This window comes from Arthrobacter glacialis (assembly GCF_002909445.1).
Lineage (GTDB): Bacteria > Actinomycetota > Actinomycetes > Actinomycetales > Micrococcaceae > Specibacter > Specibacter glacialis.
Genome location: NZ_PPXC01000016.1, coordinates 17,424 through 39,431 on the forward strand (window position 1 = coordinate 17,424; position 22,008 = coordinate 39,431).

Here is a 22,008-nt window from a genome sequence, read left to right on the forward strand (position 1 = left end):
GGACGGGTAAACATTCGCCTGGGTCATTGAAGAACGTATCGCTCTTGAGCCTCCAGGAGCTCCGCTCCTGGGCAAAGGGTCGCCACACCCTGGTGGCAGCAACCGAGCTGTTGATTAGGTCCGATGAAAGCTAAGCGCACACCCCCAAGCTTCAGCGTCACCCTGCCTGTGGAAATGGCCGACCAAGTGCGGGCAGCACTGCAAGCCGCCGGCGCCCAGGAAGGCTACGCCTCCGTGAATGACCTGCTGGAGGGAGCAATACGCAAGGAACTCCGCAGGCTTCAGCGCAAACACAACGCAGGTAAAGCATGGCCAGGGATCCCCGCCGGTGTGTTGCGTACAGGGCAGCGCACACATGAAGAAACGCATGGCGCGAGCCAATAAGCCGAACAGCTGCCGAGCCTTCAGATTGTCGGTACGGGCTGGAATGATGCAATGACGTTGACTCAATACCCTATTGAAGAAAGTTGAGGAGTGAGATGTCTACTCTGGTTCTGATGACTATTGGAATCTCCATTGCTGCACTGGTGGGGCTGGTGTTGGGGCTACTGACCTGGCCAGTTCCGACTGACAGTATCGCGCTCCGCTGGCTTCGTAGTAAGCGCTTGAAGATTTCGCGTCGGCAATCGTCCGCAGCCGCAAAATGGCTCCAGCGTGAGCTGCCAAGGGTTGATGGGCGATATGCGTCGGGAGAATGGAAGACCGCATACAGGGCGGTTGGGGTGTCGGAGGAACGTCTTCAGGCAGCGTGGTTTTCGCAGCAGCCCCTCGCAACAAAATAGTGCAATCCCATGAACACAACGGAGACAAGACCATGGATGCAAGCCGGATGCCACACGCAGACGTCAGAGACGAACGGGGCTGGATCATCGAGCCCGAGCTGTGGACGCATGAGCAGCGAACGCAATGGCGTGCGGACATTACCGAGCAATTCCGTGAGGGTGAACAGCTACCGGATTTGCAGAGTGTCCGTGACGAGCTTGCCAACAGAATGTCATGGGTGGAGGACTGGGACCATCACAGGGCCGTGAATAAGTGGACGCTACGCCAACTGGACGGACTCATTGCCGCGAGTAGCGCAGGAAATGGCTGAGCCAGAGTGGTTTAGCGTGGACGAGGCCGCCCGGGCGCTGAAAGCCTACGACCAGGGATCAGAGGTTGACCCGGATGTGTGGGACCAAGACACCCCGGAGGTCGAACGCCAGAGTACCGGCGCGAAGTGGCCCGGATCGCGATTGTTGTTGACATCCTCCGGAAGCAGGAAAGGGATAGCCAACAACAGTGAGTTCTGAACTATTTAGAGGAGATGAAGATGAGTGAGATCAAGATTGAAGAAAGCTGGGTTCGGTCGACCTCAGCTGCGAACCAAGATCTGGAACGTATCGCGCGACGAGGACGGACGCTGACTCTCCCGCCCGGTCTTGACGACGGCGAGGCAGTCCGGGCATGGATCCTTGGGTTTGCACCCCAGCAGCACTCGATGGACGTTACTGAGAAAGAACGGGAAGAGACCGCGTCGTGGGAAGCAGGGGTAACCTCTGCTTCGGCATCAAGTCTTTGGGATCTGTATCTGAGCTACTACCCTCACCGTCTCAAGAAACCGGTCGTCAACCTAGGTTGACGTAATAACCGTTATCGGCGCTACAGAAAAGACTCCCTAAAAATTGCTACACTTTAGGGACACATAATGGTATGATTGTCTTATGGCACCGAAATGGTTGGATTCAAGCGCACGACATGAGGTGCTTAAGGGTGACCAGATCAACGCGATATTACACGCGACCTTCATTTGGGAACTCGCTGACGAAGCGACTACGGGCCGCATCATGCTCTACATTGGTCCGGCGCACGCGCAGACCGACAGGGAGCTTGAAATACTCGTTCATGAGTACCCTGGCACCAGTCGTGAAGCGGAGATATTCCACGCCATGGAGCTGGGCCCGAAATTCCGACGCTTGCGAGAGGAGAACCAGAGATGACTGAACCAATGATTGACTATGAGGCGCTGATAGATCGCCTCCACGGTGACGAACCCATCACCGGTGTAGGGGAACCCTTGCGCGGAGACGCCGCAGCTGCTGCCGGCCATGCCATGCTGCTAGGTGAATACGGCAGCGACAAAGCCATCGACCGGGCTATCCGCACCGGACGCCCCCGCGTTGGTGAGGCCAAGCGCGGCCCATCCCCCACCGTTCGTGGGCGCATTGCCGAGCATGACTATGCCGCTCTGGAACAGCTTGAAGTACGCACTGGCAAGAGCGAAAGCGCCCTGGTGCGTGAAGCCGTGCATATGCTCCTGCAGAAGTACCAAGTGGCCAGCTGATCGTGTGCAGCAATCTGCCGTAGATCGGTTTTGGTCCAAGGTCCTCAAGGGCCCTGGTCTGGACGATCACTATTTGTTCTTGGGTGCCGTCGCTGATGACGGCTATGGACGCTATTTCCTGCGCCAGGACGGGCGCGACACCTCCGTTCGTCCGCACCGCTACGCATACGAGCTGGCCACAGGTGTTCCCCTGGCTGAGGGTGAGGTATTGCGGCACGTGTGCAATATCCCCATTTGTGTCCGCCCGGACCCGGGACACTTAATAGCCGGCACACAGCGGGAGAACATGCTTGATCGTGTATGGGATGGCCGGCACGCCAACGGCGCCACTTGGCGGTGGCGAGGTGTGGGGCGGGAGATCTTTGCCGCCAGGTCTCGCGCCCTGAGGGACGCGGCCCTGGAACATGGCTGGAATCAGGATATTCTTAATCCGTTGTTCAGCGGGATTGATCCAGAAGCTCCAACACTTTTCTAAGAGATTTCCCTTGCAAGGGAAAATGAGCGGGCCTGACCACAATGTGTTCGGCCTGCTTTTCCTTGCCTGTCGTAAGATAACTTCTGGGAGCCCTGCCGTGTGCCCCGCTATGGCACACGGCAGGGCTTTTTCATGCCCAAATGGCCCGGTACTCCTGAACGTGTCGTGAGCCGCCAAGTTTGTAGCGGTATGGTGCCTGTTCGTGTGATTGTGGTGGTGTGAATCCTGAACTTATTGAAGAGTGGACGTTGGTCGGACGAGATTTTGACCTTCTTGGACAGAAGCCTGGCCCTACACGGCTGGGGTTCGCTTTGTTGCTGAAGTTCTTCGAGATCGAGGCGAGATTCCCCAGCGGACCAGATGAATTCGATCTCACGGCAATAGCCTATGTTTCCGAACAAGTTGGTGTGCCGGAAGAAGACCTTGTTTTGTATTTGTGGACGGGTCGCACAATCGAACGACATCGTTCCGATATCCGATCTGTGTTTGGATTTCGAGAGTTTACCTCGGCTGATGAGGCCCGGTTGGCGGGGTGGTTGGCTGAGCGGGTGTGTCCGTCGGAGGTCCGGGATTCTTCGCTGCTTGAGGCTTTGCTGTCCCGGTGTCGTCAGGAGAAGATCGAACCGCCTGGGCGTGCTGGCAGGATTGTTGGTGCCGCCCGGACGTTGTTTGAGCAGCGCCTATGTGCTGATGTCGTCAGCAATCTGGGGCTTGATGGTGCGTCTGGATTGGAAGCCCTCATCGCTGACGGTACAGCAGGTTCCTTGTTGGCAGTTTTGAAGGCTGATCCCGGCCCGGCCGGATTGGAATCATTGTTGTCGGAGGTAGAGAAGCTTTCAGCGGCACAATACCTTGCTCTGCCAGCGGGTTTGTTTGCAGGGGTGTCGGAGAAGGTAGTGAGCGCTTGGCGGGCCAGGGCGGCGCGGATGTATCCATCGGATTTCTGGGATACACCAGCCCCGGTGCGGTTGACGTTGTTGGCGGCGTTGTGCCAGCAACGCACGTCTGAGATCGCTGACAGCCTCGTTGATCTGTTGCTGGTCTTGGTGTTGAAGATCAATACCAGCGCGGTCAGGAAGGTTGAGAAGGAACTGACCGAGGATCTGCAAAAGGTCCGTGGGAAGACGGCGTTGTTGTTCAAACTTGCTGAAACGGCAGTCGCTCGCCCGGACGAGACGGTCCGCAATGCCGTTTTCCCGGTAGTGAGTGAGAAAACGTTGCAGCAGCTGGTGCAGGAGGCAAAAGCTAACGAGACCGTGTTCCAGGGCAAAGTACGGACTGTGTTGCGTGGTTCGTATTCGAATCACTACCGGCGCATGCTGCCGGCATTGCTATCCGTGTTGCGGTTCCGTTGCCACAACACGGCATTCCGTCCCATCATGGACGCTATCGTGTTGCTGAAAAGGTATGCGGAGGACGGAAGCAAGAACCAGTTTTTTGCCGCCACGGAGGCTGTTCCGGTTGTTGGTGTGGTGCCCAAGTCCTGGGAGGGTGCTATCCGGGATGATAAGGGTCGGATTGAAAGGATCCCTTACGAGCTCTGCCTACTCGTGTCCTTGCGGGAGGCTCTGCGTCGCCGCGAGGTTTTCGTTGATGGTGCAGGGAAGTGGCGGGATCCCGAAGAAGACCTGCCCCAGGACTTCGACGCTTCGCGTGAGCTCCACTATGAGGCCTTACGTAAGCCGTTGGACCCGGCCAAGTTCATTTATGATCTGAAGTTGAGAATGACCAGATCACTGGAACGGCTGGATAACGGTTTACTGGCCGATACGACCGGTGGAGTGAAGGTTACCAAACGTCGAGGGGCGCCGTGGATTAAGGTACCCAAGCTGGAGAAACTCGATGAGCCGGCTAATCTGGGCAAACTCAAGGCTGAGGTCCTGGCCAGGTGGGGCACCCTGGACTTACTTGAAGTCCTCAAGGAGGCCGACTTCCTGACTGGGTTCACCGATGAATTCGTCTCTGTCGCTTCCCGCGCGGTCCTTGACCGGGAGACCCTGCGCCGGCGGTTGTTGCTCTGTCTTTTCGGGCTGGGGACGAACATGGGCATCAAAGCCGTGACTGATGCTGGCGGCCATGGAGAGAGCGAGCGGGAGCTGCGCCATGTTCGCCGGACCTTCATCACCAAAGACAATCTGCGCCAGGCCATCGTGAAAGTCGTCAACGCAACGTTTGAGGCCAGGAACCCTGCCTGGTGGGGAACAGGGAACGCGTGCGCGTCGGATTCAAAGAAATTTGGGTCTTGGGAATCGAACCTGATGACCGAATGGCACAATCGCTACGGCGGCCCCGGAGTGATGATCTACTGGCATGTTGAGAAGAAATCGACCTGTATCTACTCGCAGTTGAAAAACTGTTCCTCGTCCGAGGTGGCAGCGATGATCGAAGGCGTCCTGCGCCACGACACCGACGCGGAGATTGAAGCGAACTACGTCGACACTCACGGGGCGTCAATTGTGGGATTCGCGTTCACCGAACTCCTCGGTTTCAAGTTACTGCCGAGGTTGAAGAACATCGGTTCCATCCGTCTTTACCGTGTCAGCAATGAAGAAAGCTACGCAGAGATCAATGACGTGATCTCTCGCCCGATCAATTGGGAAATCATCGCCCAACAATACGATCAGATGGTCAAATACGCCACCGCCCTCAAGCTTGGTACCGCCGAGTCGGAGACGATCCTGCGCCGCTTCACCAGAGGCGGCCCGAAACATCCTACCTACCAGGCCCTGGAGGAGCTCGGCAGGGCGGTGCGGACAATCTTCGCCGCCGACTACCTCGCCAACGAAGACCTCAGACGCGAAATCAATTCCGGGCTACAGGTAGTCGAGAACTGGAATAGCGGAAACGACGTTGTCATCTACGGCAAAAACCGTGACCTCACCGGCCCGGACCGCGAAACGACCGAAGTCTCCATGCTCGCCCTGCACCTACTGCAATCGTCGCTGGTCTTGGTCAACACGTTGATGCTGCAAACCGTCCTTGAAGTACCAGAATTCAACGAAATGCTCGAACGAGAAGACCGCAGAGGTCTCACCCCGCTGTTCTGGACGCACATCAACCCCTACGGGCGCTTCACCCTCGACATGAACACCCACCTAGACCTAGGCCGGGTGGGTGCGAAACCGGCGGCAAGGGTGCTTTGATACGGTTCCGCATGGATGGATACTTTTCTAACAAGCCAGCAGAAAACCTCAGCTAGGCCGTACCCGTTGTGTCCGGGACAAGGGCCACGTATCCAGGCCCTTCGTCGTATCGGTATCCAACCTGGTAGGACGAAAAGATCACCCCGTTAGCAAAGCGCCCACCGACTTCCTCAGCAAATGACTGCGCTTCGTCTTGAGTGGCGAACACACCAAGAACAGTGTTGTGAGCAGTTTCATCGTGCTGAACGATCCACACTTCAGAGGTCATACATTCACAGTACGTCCCCTTTTGGGTTGACGCCAGAACATCGCCGTGAACTACTGGGGTGGGGGCAGCCGGTGTCCTCACAATAATGGACATGAGGAGAATTTATGCGAAAGTTCGCTGCGGCCGTTGTGGTCGCCTTCATTTTTGGGTCTCTGACAATCTCATCGCCAGCAATGGCAGCTAGCTCCACGCCCGTGGCTCCAGATGCACCAATTGGTGCTCCAGCATATGACGCATCGGCCCCACCTCCCGGGCCCAATGACCTGACTTGGTCGCAGGTTGACGCAATTTCGTCAGCGCCCAGCTCCTACAAACAGCAGGGCCTCAACAACGCAAGCTCACGCGCAGCAGCCGGTGTTGGCTGTCATGTCGATACAGGCAACGTTTACAAGCGCTCCTCCGGCAGCGGATACCCCTACGGAACGGTCGGGGGAAAGCCGCGCACCACCTGTGACACCCTCATGGTCCGCATAACGCAGACCACAACGCTCTACAAGACCGTCTGGTGGGGCCTCCAGCAAGTAGCTGGCCCTTTTTCGAGTACCAACGTTGGACAAGGCACCATCCAACAAACAAACGTTCAGGTAGTCTGCTCAGATCTCCGAAACACCACCTTCCGAATGGTCGTGAGGAGCACTGGAACGTTCCCAACAGGGACCACTGGTACAGCCTCCGCCTATGAAGAAGCCAATTTGCCCTGCGGGACCAAATAGTAAGACAGAGTCCTTATGAAGTTCTCGCTCCGCTGTCCTCGCCAAAATTGCTGGGTAGGGCGCCTGGCGAACAGTAGAGTCTGACCGCAACAGTCCACGGCCAAGGGATACTTTTCCGCGGGAAGGTCTCCAACGCCCTAGTAGAGCAGAGAGTTTTCCTCCATGGCTTGCCCTTAGGCTCTTGTCGGTATCAAAGATGCCTGTCATGAGGAGTTCAGCGCCTCAGCCTATGATGTTGAATGAGTGCCCCGGATCGCGACCACTATCCCCGGGGCACTCACCTTTTAAGGGGGCTAGTAGGGTTCCGACCATATTGGCCCGGTACCCCTTTTGGTTCCTGAGTTGCCAAGGTGGGGTATACCCCAACCAGACGTAAACCGGGACTTACGCGACCCCAATGAACACATGTCAACTTGAGGTGCCGAATAACCTATCTTGACACTCAAGCAGCAGGGTCTTAGAGTTTCCCTGACACTATTTGGCAAGGGAACGATGAGATGACTGGTCAAACTTTCGGCTATATTCGGGTCAGTACCCTCGATCAAAATACGATCCGGCAACTCGACGGCGAGCACCTCGACCGGGTCTTCACCGACCAGGCGTCTGGGAAAGACCAGAATCGTCCGCAGCTGGAAGCGTTGATTGATTTTGTCCGTGACGGCGACATCGTTCTGGTGCATTCAATGGATCGCCTGGCCCGGAATCTCGATGACCTCCGCGCGATCGTCCGGCGGCTAACTGCGACGAAGGCGCAGGTCCGGTTCGTGAAGGAAAATCTGACCTTCACCGGAGACGACACCGCGATGGCTACATTCCTGCTCTCCGTGATGGGGGCGTTCGCCGAGTTCGAACGCGCCCTCATCAGAGAACGACAACGCGAAGGTATCGCCTTGGCCAAGAAGGCCGGCGTCTACAAAGGCAGAGGAAAAATGCTGAATACCGAACAGGCGAGTGCACTAACTCGACGAGCCGCTGCCGGCGAAGCGAAAGCCGCTCTAGCCAGAGAATTCGGGGTCAGCCGACAAACCGTCTACCAATACTTACGCCCTAACCCCTAGATTGCCCCGGGTGACACCTCCAGGAGTACCGGGTCCAGATGCCATGGATCAGCCACTACGCCGGCGCCCTTAACGAGAAGTAATGGGGCACGGTCGCAGCCTCCACCAATTATCTTGAGCAGGAGCGCGAAAGCATGGCAAAAGAACTCCCTCGATTAGCAACTGAAAAAGACCGGCGGGAAGAGGAAGGTCAAGAACTCGCTGTTCAAGAGAAAAATCTGCGCGAGGCCTGTCATTAACTGCAGAAAATTTCAATGAAATAGAAAAAGCACTAATGATCTATTCCGGAAAACGTATCAGGATAGTTTCCCAATATGCCCCAGTTTGAAATTGGCCAAGCTATCACAAAAGCACTTCCGACGACGTCAGAAATTGGTACAAATCCTTTGCCATTCAATTCTTGATGAAAACGGGAATCGCTAGAATTATTCCTATTGTCACCCATGACCCAAATTTTTCCCTCAGGAACAATTAGATCAAATTTGGACGAACTGGGCCCATAGTCGTTTGTAGATCCAGGAGCTAGGTAGGGCTCATTGATTGATTTATCATTAACGGAAATCTTACCTTGACTATCACAACAAACTATGTGATCTCCAGGCAGCCCGATAACTCTTTTGATCAAATGCTCTGATGAACTGTCCGGCGCCAGCCCAAAATTTATGAAGAGCTGCTCGACCGGGGCAGGCTTGGGCACATTGTTTCCTAGCCAACCCTGGGAGTCCTTGAATACGACAACATCTCCTCGCTTCAAAGAAATCGGTTCAGGCACCAGAAGGTTAACGAACACACGATCACCAACTTGGAGCGTTTCTTCCATAGAGCCTGAGGGAATATAGAACGCGCGAAACAGAAATGTCTTTATGATCAAGGAAAGCAAAACGGCAATTACTATAATTATTGCAATTTCTTTTATTCCACTGATTATTGCTTTTCGAATTGGGTGGACAGGTTCTATGTTGACACCCTCAGTTGATCGCGCATCCTTGTTAGAATCCGAAAGGAGCCCTAGGCTACGTTTAATCTTCACCTAAGGCTCCTTATGAATGAAATTTCTAGTAAATTACCAGAGTTTTAACGAGCCCAGAGCCCATGTTGATTGTTTGGCCCTTGAAGAACTGGATTGCCCGGACGGGGCCGGGTACGTTGCGCGGCTCAAAAGTAAAATATCCTGAATTATTTCCAGCAACAACGGTGCCTGCCACCTTATTGACAGTGACCGTTCCCGCGTTAGCATAGCATGCAACCTGCTCGCCAGTGAACACCGTGTAGCCGTTGCCGTAGAGATTTGAGTAGTTGCACTGCGCGGCATTGGCTGCACTTGCTGGTCCAGCCTGAAGCAGCCCCATTCCGACGATTGCTGTAACCATCAAAGCGCTTGCTGCAGATTTCTTAAATTTTGTGATCATTAGAAGTCCCTCACTTGTAGTATTTTATATCAAATCATAATCGAATCGATAATTACTGTGCATTAGATCACAAATGTCGTTATCGGAATTCCAGAACTGAACATCCGATATTCTCTGGGAACGGATTTGCAATTAATAATGTGAGTCTAGTTGCCGGCTTTTAGTAGTTACGCAAATCGATGGATAGTTCATCCAAAGGGATAGTCTTGTCGCTTAATATTTACGCAATATATGACCGTGGCGCGGAATTATCCCTATTGCCATTGGGTGCAGTATGATGGGCAAGCGATCTTGCCAAGATAATCCTGAATACTTCTCTTGGTAAGGTCGCTTTATTGTTGGGCGTTGCGATCAAAAGCGCAGTACTATTTCGCCCCATATTCCACTTCATAGCGAGGTGGATCATATTTTTAGTCGCCGCCAGAGGGCCTTCCTTTGGCCCGGAATCTCGATGACCTGCGCGCCATCGTCCGGCGGCTAACCGCGAAAAAGGTTCAGGTCCGGTTCGCAAAGGAAAACCTGACCTTCACCGGAGACGACACCGCACTATATCCGCGGCTCAACCCAACACACGAAACTTGGCGGCTCACGACACGTTCAGGAGTACCGGGCCCAAATAACTCCCCAAAAAGCGTGGCAGAAAAAGCTAGCGCGCAGGGTGGCACCTTCATATACTTTTCGAGTAGGCCCCACCAGAGCACCCCTTAGGTGCTTCACCCCTTTAACAAGATGAAGCTGGTGGGGCCTTTCTCATGCCCGGTAATGTTTTCACGCGTGCCTGGTACTCGCGAGCTCGCACCAGGCTAAAGGGCGTCCGCTGCGCGTCCGACTGTGGGGGGTGGCCCCGGCTCCGCAAGCTCCGCCGTGCCCACCCCTGTTTTTACGCTGCGCGTTTTTGTTGGTGTCCTTCGGATCTTACGTGACCGCTCCACACCGTCTAGCCCCTCCTTCGTCGGGGCCTACGCCCGAGAAAACATGTTCCGGCGCTCGTACCTCGCTTATTTCCTCCACATCTTTTCCCAGGCTTGCCCTGCGGGTAGACAGCGCTCCGTCGGCCACAGCTACGCAAGCTTCGCCACCAAACAAAAACAACGGGGAGAAGAGAAAGAGGGTGGCCGGGTCACACCGCTCTCTCACCCCACACCTAACGAAGGAGAGCAGAAATGCTTGCTACAGCCCTGAGAACCACCTGCACGGTGGACACCCACGAAATCCTTTCTGGCGTCCGTGTTCTGACGGATGCGCACGAGGACGGCGGCTACGAGTGGATGGAGAAGATCGAGGAAGAAGGCTGGTTGGTCTGCGGGGCATGGGGCGTTGACGGCTGGGACTTGGGTCAATGGCCCTACGTCATGGTGGCCGTGACCAAGACCGCCGACAAGGCCGGTCCGTTGTTCGGCATGGCGACCTACTGCGAGGGGGACGTGAAGACGACGTTCTACCGCACACAGGCCGCGCACTGGGCAGCGATCACCGCCGAGGCATTCAGCACGTGGAAGTCACGCAGCGACGGCCCGCCCAACATGCCGGAAACGGCAGATCAGCTGGCCCCTGAATACTGCCAGCCGTACAGCCTGAACCTTTGCTAGTCACAGCCTGATCAACGGGAGCGGCGCGGAACCTAGATGTCAGAAGTATCTAGGTTCCGCGCCCACCCCTTCACCTTTCACGAAGGATTACGATGACTGTTTACGTTTCTGCCACTGACACCGCCAAGCTCGTGAAGCGGACGCTGAAAGCCCAGTTCCCCGACACCAAGTTCTCCGTCCGCACTCTCAAATACGCAGGAGGGGCCACCGTAGATGTGGAGTGGGTCCACGGCCCCACCACCCCGGCAGTGGACGCCATTGTCAAAGACTTTGAAGGCACCGCGCCGGACGCCACGGGCGACTTCTCAGACCCCATCACCCACACCAAAGACGGTCAGCAGATCCACTACGGCGCCCGCCACATCCACACCCGCCGTATGATCACCCGAGCCACTTACGAATCAATCCAAAACGAAGTGATCGCCTCGCTGAACATAGGCCTGCTGCACAGCCAGAGAATCTTCCCCGTTCCATCGCTCGTGCTGAAGGAAGTACCCCACTTCCCAGCTGCCCAGGGAGACGTGCATGAGTTCATCAGGGCACTCGCTGAAAACCGGGCAGAACTCCCGGACTGAATCGCGAGGCACAGGCACGTACATGCGGCAACACGGGAGCCTTCTAATCTATGCTGATACTCAAGCCCTACCGGCGGATGCCGGTAGGGCTGTCTTGTGCCCAGATACTCTTGTCACCACTGCCGGCAGTGTCGCCTTTTCGTGCGTGCCTGGTACTCGCAGGCTCGCACCAGGCTAAAGGGCGTCCGCTGCGCGTCCGGCTGTGGGGGTGGTCCCGGCTCCGCAAGCTCCGCCGTGCCCACCCCTGTTTTTTGAAAACGTCTTCGACGTTTTTTTGTTGCTGTCCGATGGATTATGCGTGACCGTCTCCACCCCGTCTAGCCCCTCCTTCGTCGGGGCCTGCACCTGGGAAAACATGCTCCGGCGCTCGTACCTCGCTTATTCCCTCCGCATCTTTTCCCAGTCTTGCCCTAAAGGGTAGACAGGCCTCCGTCGGCCACTGAGCAAGCAAGCTTGCCAGCAACAAAAAAACAACGGGAAAAGAGAGACAGGCAAGTAGCTGGCCGGGTAACGCCGCTCTCTCACCCAACCCTGATCAAAGGAAAACCTCATGACTGCTGTACTGGAAACCTCCGTGGCCACCACGGAAATGCTCGACCCGAAAACCCTCACCGTGGACACCAACGTCCGCAAGGAAGCGGAGCTGACAACGGAGTTCGTGGCCTCCATCAAGGAGCACGGCGTGCTCGTTCCTGTGGTTGGCCACCGTACCGAGGACGGCACGGTGCACGTGCAGATGGGCCAGCGCCGCACCCTCGCCGCTGTCGAGGCGGGGCTGTCCGCAATCCCGGTTCATGTCGTGGCCACCCGCGAGGAAGCAGACCGATTGGCTACGCAGGTAGTGGAGAACGAGATGCGCCGTGCACTCACCGATGGTGACCGGGCAGATGCCTACCACCAGATGTCACTGCTGGGAGTTTCAGCAACTGTGATAGCCAGAAGAACCGGTGCGAAGAAGAAGCTCGTTGAGACCGCGCTGCGCGTGAAAGCGAACGACACTGCAGCCGCTGCTCTGGCACAGGGCATGACTTTGGAACAGTCCGCCGTCATTGCCGAGTTCAGTGACGTGCCCGAAGACGCCGCTGAACTTGAGAAGACAGCCTTGGAAAATCCCGGCAACTTTTTCCACCGGGCGCAGCGCATTAGAGATGACCGGGCCAAGGCTGCATTGCTCGCGGAAGCCACCACGGCGGCTGAGGCAAAAGGGTTGACGGTACTCACCGAAGACCCCAACACGTGGGGGTACAAAGGACCCGTGGCCAGCATCTACGAACTCACCAAGGAGGATGGCACCCAGCTGACCCAAGAGGACGCAGACGCGGTCTATATCTACACTGGGTACAGCAGCGGATTGAACCATCGCTACTGCGTAGCTGACTGGAAAGCCCGGGGCCTGCGCAAGGGCGGCAAGCCAGCCGCCGGGGGCATGACCGAGGAAGAAAAGCTGGTCAGAAGAACGACGATCGAGAACAACAAGGCCGCTGACTCGGCTGAGGTTGTCCGCCGGGAGTTTGTCACCGGCCTGTTGGCCCGCAAGACAGTTCCCAAGGACACGGCACGGTTTATCGCGTACACGCTGATTCACTCCTCGTACCTCGTGTCCAAAGGCACCAACCACGCCGCCCTGACAGCCAAGCTGTTGGGACTATCGGGAGATAGGGGCGAGATTCAGAAGCACCTTGCCAAGGCCACGGTGAAGCCGGACATGGTTTCACTGGCCACCATGATTACCGCCTATGAGGCCTCTGTTGATCGCACGAGCTGGCGTCAGGACGACGCAGAGCACGACTACTACCTCAAGGCCTTGGTTAGCTGGGGTTATGCGTTGAGTGATGTTGAGAAGTTGATGCTCACCAAGTAGAAATCCAAAAGGAAATGCACGGAACCTAGATGTCAGAAGTATCTAGGTGCCGTGCATTTCTCTTGACCTCATTTTACCAGTTCGCAGCCCTCGACACGAATCGGTGCCCGTCGGTTTTAGGAACGCGGCCGGTGCCGGAGCCGCCACAGTTGGGCTTCATATCTCACCAAGGTTGTGTGTGCCGTCTCCGGCACCGGCTACCGCCCAGGCTTGTTCCTGGCACTGCTGCCCGGGCGGTAGATTCTTGAATGATGGCGGCCGGCTTCGCCGGCACAATTCATTGCTTGGGTGCCTGGTTAGGTTGCTTTGCCCCTCGCCCCCAGGTGCACGGCAAAAGATTCATCCTCCGGTCTTTTCCCGCACACAGGATGCTCCTATAGATGTCAATTCTGAACGAGCCTGGCGTTGCGTAGCAGTTGAACAGTTCTGGATGCCCGCTCAAGTGATTGAGCCGTGATCTAGTAGGGACATGCCGACTAACATCGAAATCAAGGCCCACGTGAACAGTCTCGCGAAACTGCTGCCGGTGATCCAGTCCCTGTCAGACGGTGGACCAGATCATGTTGCGCAAGACGACACCTTTTTCGCTTGTCCAAACGGCAGGCTCAAGCTCAGAGTCTTTGATGACGGCCACGGCGTGCTGATCTACTACGCCAGAGCAGACGAACTCGGGCCGAAGCCCTCCTACTATGTTCATTCTGAAACGTCTGAACCCGACCGCCTCCGTTCCGTCCTGGCGGATGCCTATGGCGAGGTTGGGAGAGTCCGGAAGCAACGCTCTGTATTTCAAATAGGTCAGGCCAGGGTGCACCTCGACCGAGTCGAAGGACTAGGCGAATTCCTCGAAGTCGAAATCACCGTCGGAGACGTGCTGGGGCATGAGGATGCGGTTTCAGAAGCAAACCGCATCCTTGCTGAGTTCGGAATTGAAGAAGAAGCACTGGTAAAGGGCGCATATCTAGACCTCCTTGAAGCAAGGACCACTAAAGTCAACCCCAAGCTCTAGCTGATTCTTGAGCCATCTCCGGTAGTCAGCAGCAAGGATGTCGTTTCTGGATTGTCCCCGTTCGATACGTGAAATGATCGAGGGCCATTGGTTGAGGTGCTCGGAGACGCTTTGCAACGTAAGACCTAGTTGCTTCCGCAAAGGGCGGAGATCCGTGATTATCGGAGCTGGTACTGGGTTGGATATCTGCCGGTAAATCTCGCGTGCAACATAGCGTTTGAGGCAGCGCATGATTTCCCGTTTGCCCTTTCCTTCAATGGTTCGCTTGGCCACATACTCCTTGGTCCGCTGATCCGAGACCATGCGAACCAACACAATATGGTGCAAGGCGCTGTTTGCATCTCGATCCCCGCCCCGGCTGAGCCGATGCCGGCTTGTCTTCCCGGACGAAGCGGGGATGGGCGCTACACCGGTAAGTGCAGCGAACTGGGCCTCGTTGTTTACGCGTTCAGGGTTATCACCAACAGTCACCAACAACTGGCTGGCCACTTCAGTTCCGACTCCCACCAAATCACATAGAAGTGGAGCGTACGAATCAAGAATCTCCTTCAAGCTCGCATCCACGGTATCGATTTCCGAACTGAGAGATTGATATCGAACAGCCAGGGTCTTCAGTGTCAAAGATGTAACGTAGGAAGTGTCCGCGATATGGCCATGCGGCCTCGATCTGGACAAACTCGCGATCAGTGCCGACGTGTTCAAGCCCCTGTATCTTGACCTGAGTTCATCTGGGGAAGACACGAGAAGGCCTCGGATTTGATTGATGGTGATAGTCCGAGCTTTCATGGCAGAAGACCGTGACATACGCAGAATCCTTAGACATTCCACCGGTCCGTCTTTGACTTTAGGCGTAGCAAGTCCGCGTTCTGCGAGTACCGATTGAGCAGCCTGATAGGCATCCAGAGGATCAGATTTACCCTTGAGCCGTCGAGCCTGGCGATTCGGACGTGTGACTTCCAGAACCTGTACTCCAGCTCCGCGAAGGACTTTCGTAAGCTCGGCACCGTACGACCCGGTCCCCTCCACTCCGGCTGCGATGACGGTTCCATGGCCGCCGATAAACTCCAAAATCCCGCGGTACCCGCTGCCGACCGCAAGAAACTCTTGGTCAGCAATTGGCCTGCCATAGTCGGAAATGATCGCCACATGGTGAGTATCCGAATGAGTATCGACGCCAACAATGATTCGGTTTTCTTCTGTTGCCAAGGTAATCATTTCCCTGCCGCTCATAGTGCACGAGGATGCACGCTGACCAGGTCGGCAGACAAAACGGTAATGGGACTGTGGGTCAAGCTCCTATGAAGTCATGTCCGCCTGGCTCAACGCGCTTGATACGAATCTTGAACCAGCGGACAAATCCTGTGAAGGACAGTGCTCGAAGCACGTCAAGGGGACGATGAGTCACACCGGTTCAAGACCAATTCCATCATTACCGTGGACGAGCGGATCCACCTGACCGCTTGCACCCTTTCACCAGGTCACCGACATTGTTCTCTTGCGTTAGGTGGGCCGGTGAACGGGCACAATCTCGAACATCCCGTGGCAGGTACTACCCGTGGTGTTCGGACTGCGCATGGCCATCAGTACCAGCCAGCACTTCATGCTCAGGAACTTCGGCCACAGCTTCGCCCTTGGGAGCCTTGTCTGTCGAAGCTTTCTTGATCTTGCGCACCGACCCGGCACTCAACTCCACTCGGGAGGCAACGTCCTCGATCGACGCGCCCGTGGCCAGCATCTTCACCAGCACTGCATTCGCATTCACTTCATGCTCCGCCGCTGCAAAGAATGCGTCAGCTTCCAAGTCCTGTGCCCTCTTCTTCGCGGCCTCAATCAGTTCGAGCCCTTTGGCCTTTGCATCCGCTTCGACCGCACCGGCTTCACCCTTTTCGATGAAGTACTCCCCCGCCAGGCGCAGCAACTCCGCTTCACGCGATTGCGCCGCCCGAGCCAATTCAGCCGCCTTCGACCGTGCCGCCGCTGCCCGTGAATTCTTCGTCAGTGCCATAACTCCCTCTCCCAGAACCTAACGGTTAGAGAACCCAGCAACGAACGCTGCCACGTCTCTATTTTCTCCAGCTTAGTCGGACTCACTGCACGGCGGGGAAACCCGCGGGGCAACCCGCGGGGCGGCTTGCCCCGCCAATCCTTGGCGGGGCCCAAAGGCATTCGCTCTGCTCATCCTCAACCGACTGCGCCGCAAGCGGCTTGCCGTGCGGGTTATCCACACGTGGACAGCTCCGAGATTAAGGGCGTCTCTCCCGCTGCCCACGTGTGGATAACCCGCACGGCGACGGTTCTACACAATCGCCCGGGCTGTTGACAACGAAAAGCGTGTTGCCAACAGCCCGCACTCATGTGCAGAACCGCATCAAGAAGAACATTTGATGAACTGACTTTGATGTGAGTCGACTTAGTTCTTCCGCAAGCTCCGGAACTAACCCTCCATGCCACACATCAGATTTTTCCGCAACACCTTTTCGCAAGCTCAAAGGCAACGAAAAAACCACATTGTCAGTCACACCTCTGGCATTACGAATGAGTGAGGGTGTTTCTAGCGTAGAATCGCTGTTGTGATGTCCTTGCACGTACTCAATGCGGGCACTGGCTACCTCTACTACACCTCGGAGATTGCCAGTGGTGATGAGCTGCGCGCACCTGGTCGTGAGCTGGGTGACTACTACCACGCCCACGGCCTGCCGCCGGGTCAGTGGATGGGCTCTGGTGTTGATGAGCTTGGCCTGGAAGGGAACGTCACCGAGGAGCAAATGGCCCACCTCTATGGGGAAGGTATTCACCCCGAGGCCGAGCGCATCATTGCTGAGAAGCTGGCTCTTGGGTGGACCCAAGCCAACGCCGAGAAGGCCGCCAAACTCGGCCGTGCCTACTACAAGTACCAGGCCAAGGCCACCACCTTGGGCGCTCTCATCCGGGGCCGTGAAGAGGCTTTCAAGCGCCTGAACCACCGCCCGCCAACGGCGCTGGAACGCCGGAATATTCGCACCACTGAGGCCTCGATTCTCTTCCGGGTCGAGCACGGTCGTAACTCGGTCACCAAGGAAGAACTGGGTCGTTTCATCACCTCCCAGCTGCGCCCCCAGCAAGACGCCGTGGCAGGCTTTGACCTGACTATGACCCCGGTCAAAAGCGTCTCTGTGCTGTGGGCCGTGGGCGGTCCGGCAGCCCGTGCCGTCGTTGAAGCAGTCCAAGACCAGGCCGTGAAGGAGACGCTAAAGTTCCTGGAAGAGTACGCCGTGGCCACCAGAACCGGCGCCAACGGAATAGCGCAGGAAGCTGTCCAACACGGTGTTGTGGCCTCCGTTTTCCGCCACTACGATTCCCGTAATGGGGATCCGAACATCCACGACCACGCTGTTCTCTCCACCAAGGTTCAAGACAGCAAGGGCCACTGGAAGAGCATTGACTCACGGCTCCTGCACAAGATGAGTGTCGCCGCCTCGGAGTTCTACAACACCCGTGGCCAAGCCCTCATGGAAGAGCGAGGCTTCGTCTACGAGGCCCGCACCATGGAGGGCGGCAAGCAGCCCATCATGGAACTCGCCGGGATCCCGGCAGAGTTGAACAAGCTCTTTTCCAGCCGCAGCGAAGAGATGAAACCCGTCCTGGGCCAGCTCGTGGAAGACTACGAAACCACCCACGGACACGCCCCAGACACGGCCGCCTTGTTGAAGCTTGCTCAGGCCGCGAACCTTGAAACCCGGCCCGACAAGGGCCACGGCAAGTCACTGGAAGAGCACGTGGCTCAGTGGATGGAACAAGCCCACACAGTCGTTGACGGTGCCGAGTTGAGCAGCCTCATTGACTCGATCATGGAACCCGTACGTTCCACCCATCGCATCCCGCGAGAAGCAGCGTTCGTGAACATCTCCGGTGCCGCCAAAGAAGTCATTGCAGCCGTCAGTGACAAGCGCAGCACCTGGTGTGAACAGCACGTCATGGCCGAGACCCTGCGCTGGTCCAAAGCCCATGCAGCCAAGCATGGACCGGTGCCCAATGAGACCGTCATGGCGATCATGAAGGCCGCTCTCAACGAGGCGTCCGTGAGCATCACCCCCGCCAATCCTTACTCGGAATTCAAGCCTCTCCAGCGCGATGAGAACCATAGCGTGTTCGAGCACGGAGGCTCCGCACGCTTCACCTCCAACACCATCATCGCTAGCGAAAACTACCTTGTCCGGGCAGGTGCCAGGGAAGTCATCCCCGCCGCCTCCGAACAAGACTTCCTCACAGCGGTGGAAAACTACAACGACCGTGTCAGTGCCGGCGAGAAGCATCCCCTCGATGCTGCGCAGCTGGCCCTGGCCCGTGAATTCTCCCTCTCCCCCCACCTCATCTGTAACGGCCTTGGCGGTGCTGGAACGGGTAAGTCCACGGTCATGGCATTGGTCAAAGACACCATCGACATAGCCGGCGGCAAGGTCATTGCCCTTGCCCCCAGCGCCGTGGCGGCAGGCATCCTGGGCAAGGAACTGGGTGTTGAAGCCACCACGATTGACACCTTCGTTCTGGCCTCAGGACCCGACGGCCGCCAAGCATTGCGGGTCACCCCCGGCACCGTGGTGATCATTGATGAAGCAGCCATGGCAGGAACCGCGAAGTTCACCGAAGCCGTAAGAATCATTGAAGCCGGCGGCGGCGTCGTTCGCCCAGTCGGTGATCCCTACCAGCACTCAGCTGTTCAAGCCGGTGGCGCGTTCTCCCTGCTCGTGAATGAACTCGGAGCCGTCGAGCTCGACACCGTGCACCGCTTCCGCAACGCAGACGGCACTGTCAACCAGGCAGAAGCCGCCGCGTCCCTGGCGCTGCGCACCACCGTGGAAGGGGAAGAGAACCCCTTCACCTGGTACCAGGAAAACGGGCGAATCAAAGCAGGGGATGCCGAGACCATCGAGGCATTGGCGTTCACCGCCTGGCAGCAACGCATCAACGACGGCGACCCCGCCGTCATCATGGCCACCACCAACGACCAAGCCCGCAGGCTCAGTGAAAAAGCCCAGGCCTACCAAATCCACGCAGGCACCGTAGACACGCAAGGCCCCGGCGTGCAGCTGCGCGACGGCACAACAGCCTGGCGCGGAGACACGATCGTCACCCGCCGCAACGACCGCGACCTGACCTACTGGCGGGGACGGGAATCCGTACGCAACGGCGACCTGTGGGCCGTGCTCACACCCCACGATGACGGCTCGATCACCGTCGCCCACCAAGAAACCGGCGGCACCATCCGCCTACCCAAAGAGTACGTTCAGGAACACACCCACCTCGGCTACGCGTACACCGATAGCCGCGCCCAAGGCATGACCCGGGCCTACGGCATTGGTATCGCCAGCTCCGCCACCTCACGCAATGCCGCCTACGTCCAGCTGACCCGAGGCCAGCTCTCCAACCATCTCTTCCTCGAACTCGCACCCGGAGAAGCCAGGGAAGAAGCACTGTCAGCGATTGCGGCGAACCACGGCCTGGAAGAGTCCGTACACGCAGCCATTGCCAGTGAATACGTGCGCATGAACGACATCGACGCGATGGCCGCCCAGTACCGACACGTGGACAAACTCGCCACGGAACTACGCATGGAACACCTGGTGCGTTCCGTGCTCGGAGACGCTGCCGAGGAATTCATCTCCGCCGAGTCATTCGGTGCCGTGGCCACACACCTGGCTAACGCCGAAGCGCAAGGCTGGGACACCGCCACGTTGCTGCAGGCGGCCTACGATGAGCGTGAGTTTGCCTCCGCCCAAGACAACTCCGCAGTGCTGGCCTGGCGGATCCAGAACATCGTCCAGGCCGCCCCAGCCCTGGCCGAAGCCAAAGACGGCAAGCGCGCCCTGTCCGGATTGAGCGATGCCCAACTGGCCGCCCAACTCAGTGTTGCCGAAGGACGGGTGACCAAAGCCGAGACTGCACTCACCGAAGTGCACGCCATGCACGGCCCGCACCCCAAGAACCACTGGCGCTCTCGATCCTTTGGCACCTTGACCGATGCCAGCCTTGAATCGCGCCTTGCCACAGCCCGGCGTGAGGCCCGCACCGACATGGTTATCCTCGATCCCGAGAAGGCACGCAAGACAGCGTGGGAGATCCGCACCCTCAGCAACGAAATCAAGATTCGTGCCGGGCTGCCGGCAACCCAATGGGCTGAGGAAACAGTAGCTCGTGGCACCTGCACTGCTGGCTTTGCCCGACCCGACGCCGGACACAAGGAACGCCTGTGGCAGGCCCGCACCGTGGCCGCCGCCCTGCGCGATGAGACCCGCTACCGCGTCACAACCCCGGCCCGCAGTGCCGAGGACGTGAAGATCGTAAACGGAGACCGGCTGCCGGAATGGGTGGCACCTGCCCGGTCCCTGGCTGACCCAGTACTGGCCGAAGGCTGGCGCACCCACCTGCAGCAGCGCCGCACCGTCCTGGCAGAACGCTTTAACGAACGCGGACACAACCTCGCCGTCGAGCCAGAGCCCTGGACAGAAAAACTCGGACCCGTCCCGGAACGTGCGGACCTCAGCGAACGCTGGCGCGACACAGCCGCAGAGATCGCTGCGTTCCGTGCGCTCTACAAGATCCCGGCCACGGAGACCACTCCGATCCCGGAACGATTCCGGGAACAAGAACTCGGTGCTGCCCTCCACACGCGGGCAGCAGAGACCGCTACCTCCTCACACAACGCGACACCGGCAACCATCGAGCAGCTTCACACTGGTGCTTCCACAGCCACGGACCAGGCACGTTCCGCCCACGTGCTCCCCTCTCCCGCCCAAAAAGCGAGCGAGGAAGAACGCCGAAGCCACATCGCGGCAGAACCAGTACACGAAACCCCAGGCACCGACAGAGGCGGCGAGGGAATGTCACCGGGTGGAACCGGGCGACCCTCTGCACCAACAGGGACGGTACTCGCGCCGGCCATGCCAGCCTTCGCCCCCACCATCCACCTGAACACCGAAGCTGCCACCGCCACACCGGCCACCGAAGCCAAATCAGTCGAAACTGCCACGGCACGTATCGACAATGAGCGCCAAGGACACGCCGCCGCCACGGTGCATCCGAAACCTGTTGCTGAGGCTGCCCCCGCCGTCCCCGAAACACGCCAAAACCAGACGCCTAAGCCGGTCCCTGCGCAGGAACCGGGTAAGGAATTCACCCTCAAGGAATGGTCAAGTGGATTCACGCTCAGTGACGTGGCGGCCCCAACATCACCAAAGACGACCCAGGAGAACACGATGACCCCAACCCATCAGGACCCCACCATGGTCAAGCAACAAACAACTGAACGCTTACAACAACAAGCCCTTGCCCAACGTGCCGCCCAGCAACGGACCGCCCGCACGCAGCTCCGTGAGAAGAACAATCTGGCCCGTAGCCAGGAGCTGGTGCAGAAGAAGGCAGCAGCGGCCGCACTCGCACGAAAGCAGCTCCTGCAGCGGGAACAACAGCGAGCAGCCCAACAACGTGCCGCACAGCAACGCCAGCAACAAAATGAGGGACGGGAACTCTAAAGCAACCACAGAGACGGGGTCTGAGGAGGATCGGTACGGAAATTCACGCTAAGGAGTGCGCTGCCTGTTGAATGGTTGAC

Annotated in this window: 19 protein-coding genes; 14 read left to right on the forward strand and 5 right to left on the reverse strand. The window is 57.6% G+C overall.

Annotated features, from left to right (window positions below):
* Positions 1-123 precede the first annotated feature (123 nt).
* From CVS27_RS16835 to CVS27_RS16875, 8 genes are all read left to right on the forward strand, one after another.
* Positions 124-384, forward strand: a complete 261-nt coding sequence (locus CVS27_RS16835) for a ParB family protein (RefSeq protein ID WP_103467013.1) — start codon at positions 124-126, stop codon at positions 382-384.
* A 445-nt stretch (positions 385-829) separates the two neighbouring features.
* Complete coding sequence (locus tag CVS27_RS16845) at positions 830-1,093, forward strand: hypothetical protein (RefSeq protein ID WP_103467015.1); 264 nt, start codon at positions 830-832, stop codon at positions 1,091-1,093.
* The gene (locus tag CVS27_RS16850) at positions 1,086-1,292 is read left to right on the forward strand and encodes a hypothetical protein (protein ID WP_103467016.1); all 207 of its coding nucleotides are present in this window, start codon (positions 1,086-1,088) and stop codon (positions 1,290-1,292) included. The genes CVS27_RS16845 and CVS27_RS16850 overlap by 8 nt, the downstream gene beginning before the upstream one ends.
* Before the next feature lie 20 nt (positions 1,293-1,312).
* The gene (locus tag CVS27_RS16855; RefSeq protein ID WP_103467017.1) at positions 1,313-1,621 is read left to right on the forward strand and encodes a hypothetical protein; all 309 of its coding nucleotides are present in this window, start codon (positions 1,313-1,315) and stop codon (positions 1,619-1,621) included.
* An 82-nt stretch (positions 1,622-1,703) separates the two neighbouring features.
* Positions 1,704-1,979 (forward strand): hypothetical protein, encoded by a 276-nt coding sequence (locus tag CVS27_RS16860; protein ID WP_103467018.1) that lies wholly within the window; start codon positions 1,704-1,706, stop codon positions 1,977-1,979.
* Entirely contained in the window at positions 1,976-2,323 is a 348-nt protein-coding gene (locus tag CVS27_RS16865) for a hypothetical protein (RefSeq protein WP_103467019.1), read from the forward strand. The genes CVS27_RS16860 and CVS27_RS16865 overlap by 4 nt, the downstream gene beginning before the upstream one ends.
* A 4-nt stretch (positions 2,324-2,327) precedes the next feature.
* On the forward strand, positions 2,328-2,798 hold the full coding sequence (locus CVS27_RS16870) for an HNH endonuclease (RefSeq protein ID WP_103467020.1): 471 nt from the start codon (positions 2,328-2,330) through the stop codon (positions 2,796-2,798).
* 218 nt (positions 2,799-3,016) lie between these two features.
* Positions 3,017-5,941, forward strand: coding sequence for a Tn3 family transposase (locus CVS27_RS16875; protein ID WP_103467021.1), 2,925 nt, complete (start codon positions 3,017-3,019; stop codon positions 5,939-5,941).
* Positions 5,942-5,993: 52 nt separating this feature from the next.
* Here CVS27_RS16875 and CVS27_RS16880 read toward each other — a convergent pair whose 3' ends face one another.
* The gene (locus CVS27_RS16880) at positions 5,994-6,209 is read right to left on the reverse strand and encodes a hypothetical protein (protein ID WP_103467022.1); all 216 of its coding nucleotides are present in this window, start codon (positions 6,207-6,209) and stop codon (positions 5,994-5,996) included.
* Positions 6,210-7,419: 1,210 nt separating this feature from the next.
* Between CVS27_RS16880 and CVS27_RS16890 the strand changes: the two genes are divergently transcribed.
* Positions 7,420-7,980, forward strand: a complete 561-nt coding sequence (locus tag CVS27_RS16890; protein ID WP_103467024.1) for a recombinase family protein — start codon at positions 7,420-7,422, stop codon at positions 7,978-7,980.
* Positions 7,981-8,251: 271 nt separating this feature from the next.
* On the opposite strand, the gene lepB is transcribed toward CVS27_RS16890, so the two are convergent.
* Positions 8,252-9,010 carry a signal peptidase I gene (gene lepB / locus CVS27_RS16895; protein WP_103467025.1) on the reverse strand — a complete coding sequence of 253 codons (759 nt, stop codon included), beginning with the start codon at positions 9,008-9,010 and terminating at the stop codon, positions 8,252-8,254.
* A 25-nt stretch (positions 9,011-9,035) separates the two neighbouring features.
* A complete protein-coding gene (locus CVS27_RS16900) occupies positions 9,036-9,389 on the reverse strand; it encodes a hypothetical protein (protein WP_103467026.1) in 354 nt (117 codons plus the stop codon).
* Positions 9,390-10,552: 1,163 nt separating this feature from the next.
* On the opposite strand from CVS27_RS16900, the gene CVS27_RS16910 reads away from it, so the two are divergent.
* From CVS27_RS16910 to CVS27_RS16925, 4 genes are all read left to right on the forward strand, one after another.
* On the forward strand, positions 10,553-10,978 hold the full coding sequence (locus CVS27_RS16910; protein ID WP_103467027.1) for a hypothetical protein: 426 nt from the start codon (positions 10,553-10,555) through the stop codon (positions 10,976-10,978).
* Positions 10,979-11,070: 92 nt separating this feature from the next.
* Positions 11,071-11,553, forward strand: a complete 483-nt coding sequence (locus tag CVS27_RS16915) for an LPD29 domain-containing protein (RefSeq protein ID WP_103467028.1) — start codon at positions 11,071-11,073, stop codon at positions 11,551-11,553.
* Positions 11,554-12,103: 550 nt separating this feature from the next.
* On the forward strand, positions 12,104-13,414 hold the full coding sequence (locus CVS27_RS16920; RefSeq protein WP_103467029.1) for a ParB/RepB/Spo0J family partition protein: 1,311 nt from the start codon (positions 12,104-12,106) through the stop codon (positions 13,412-13,414).
* Between the two features lie 469 nt (positions 13,415-13,883).
* A complete protein-coding gene (locus CVS27_RS16925) occupies positions 13,884-14,420 on the forward strand; it encodes a class IV adenylate cyclase (RefSeq protein ID WP_103467030.1) in 537 nt (178 codons plus the stop codon).
* On the opposite strand, the gene CVS27_RS16930 is transcribed toward CVS27_RS16925, so the two are convergent.
* A complete protein-coding gene (locus CVS27_RS16930) occupies positions 14,373-15,650 on the reverse strand; it encodes an IS110 family RNA-guided transposase (protein WP_243400251.1) in 1,278 nt (425 codons plus the stop codon). The genes CVS27_RS16925 and CVS27_RS16930 overlap by 48 nt on opposite strands.
* Positions 15,651-15,969: 319 nt before the next feature.
* Positions 15,970-16,425, reverse strand: coding sequence for a hypothetical protein (locus tag CVS27_RS16935; protein WP_103467031.1), 456 nt, complete (start codon positions 16,423-16,425; stop codon positions 15,970-15,972).
* A 568-nt stretch (positions 16,426-16,993) separates the two neighbouring features.
* Between CVS27_RS16935 and mobF the strand changes: the two genes are divergently transcribed.
* Positions 16,994-21,928 (forward strand): MobF family relaxase, encoded by a 4,935-nt coding sequence (mobF, locus tag CVS27_RS16940; RefSeq protein WP_103467032.1) that lies wholly within the window; start codon positions 16,994-16,996, stop codon positions 21,926-21,928.
* The last annotated feature ends 80 nt before the right edge of the window (positions 21,929-22,008 follow it).

Bases quoted from the DNA above. Each gene is read 5' to 3' on its own strand.
- CVS27_RS16925 (WP_103467030.1), top strand. From the start codon at position 13,884: ATGCCGACTAACATCGAAATCAAGGCCCACGTGAACAGTCTCGCGAAA.
- mobF (WP_103467032.1), top strand. From the start codon at position 16,994: ATGTCCTTGCACGTACTCAATGCGGGCACTGGCTACCTCTACTACACC.
- CVS27_RS16850 (WP_103467016.1), top strand. From the start codon at position 1,086: ATGGCTGAGCCAGAGTGGTTTAGCGTGGACGAGGCCGCCCGGGCGCTG.
- CVS27_RS16910 (WP_103467027.1), top strand. From the start codon at position 10,553: ATGCTTGCTACAGCCCTGAGAACCACCTGCACGGTGGACACCCACGAA.
- CVS27_RS16920 (WP_103467029.1), top strand. From the start codon at position 12,104: ATGACTGCTGTACTGGAAACCTCCGTGGCCACCACGGAAATGCTCGAC.
- CVS27_RS16930 (WP_243400251.1), bottom strand. From the start codon at position 15,650: ATGAGCGGCAGGGAAATGATTACCTTGGCAACAGAAGAAAACCGAATC.
- CVS27_RS16845 (WP_103467015.1), top strand. From the start codon at position 830: ATGCCACACGCAGACGTCAGAGACGAACGGGGCTGGATCATCGAGCCC.
- CVS27_RS16890 (WP_103467024.1), top strand. From the start codon at position 7,420: ATGACTGGTCAAACTTTCGGCTATATTCGGGTCAGTACCCTCGATCAA.
- CVS27_RS16860 (WP_103467018.1), top strand. From the start codon at position 1,704: ATGGCACCGAAATGGTTGGATTCAAGCGCACGACATGAGGTGCTTAAG.
- CVS27_RS16915 (WP_103467028.1), top strand. From the start codon at position 11,071: ATGACTGTTTACGTTTCTGCCACTGACACCGCCAAGCTCGTGAAGCGG.
- CVS27_RS16880 (WP_103467022.1), bottom strand. From the start codon at position 6,209: ATGACCTCTGAAGTGTGGATCGTTCAGCACGATGAAACTGCTCACAAC.
- CVS27_RS16900 (WP_103467026.1), bottom strand. From the start codon at position 9,389: ATGATCACAAAATTTAAGAAATCTGCAGCAAGCGCTTTGATGGTTACA.
- CVS27_RS16865 (WP_103467019.1), top strand. From the start codon at position 1,976: ATGACTGAACCAATGATTGACTATGAGGCGCTGATAGATCGCCTCCAC.
- CVS27_RS16935 (WP_103467031.1), bottom strand. From the start codon at position 16,425: ATGGCACTGACGAAGAATTCACGGGCAGCGGCGGCACGGTCGAAGGCG.
- CVS27_RS16855 (WP_103467017.1), top strand. From the start codon at position 1,313: ATGAGTGAGATCAAGATTGAAGAAAGCTGGGTTCGGTCGACCTCAGCT.
- CVS27_RS16835 (WP_103467013.1), top strand. From the start codon at position 124: ATGAAAGCTAAGCGCACACCCCCAAGCTTCAGCGTCACCCTGCCTGTG.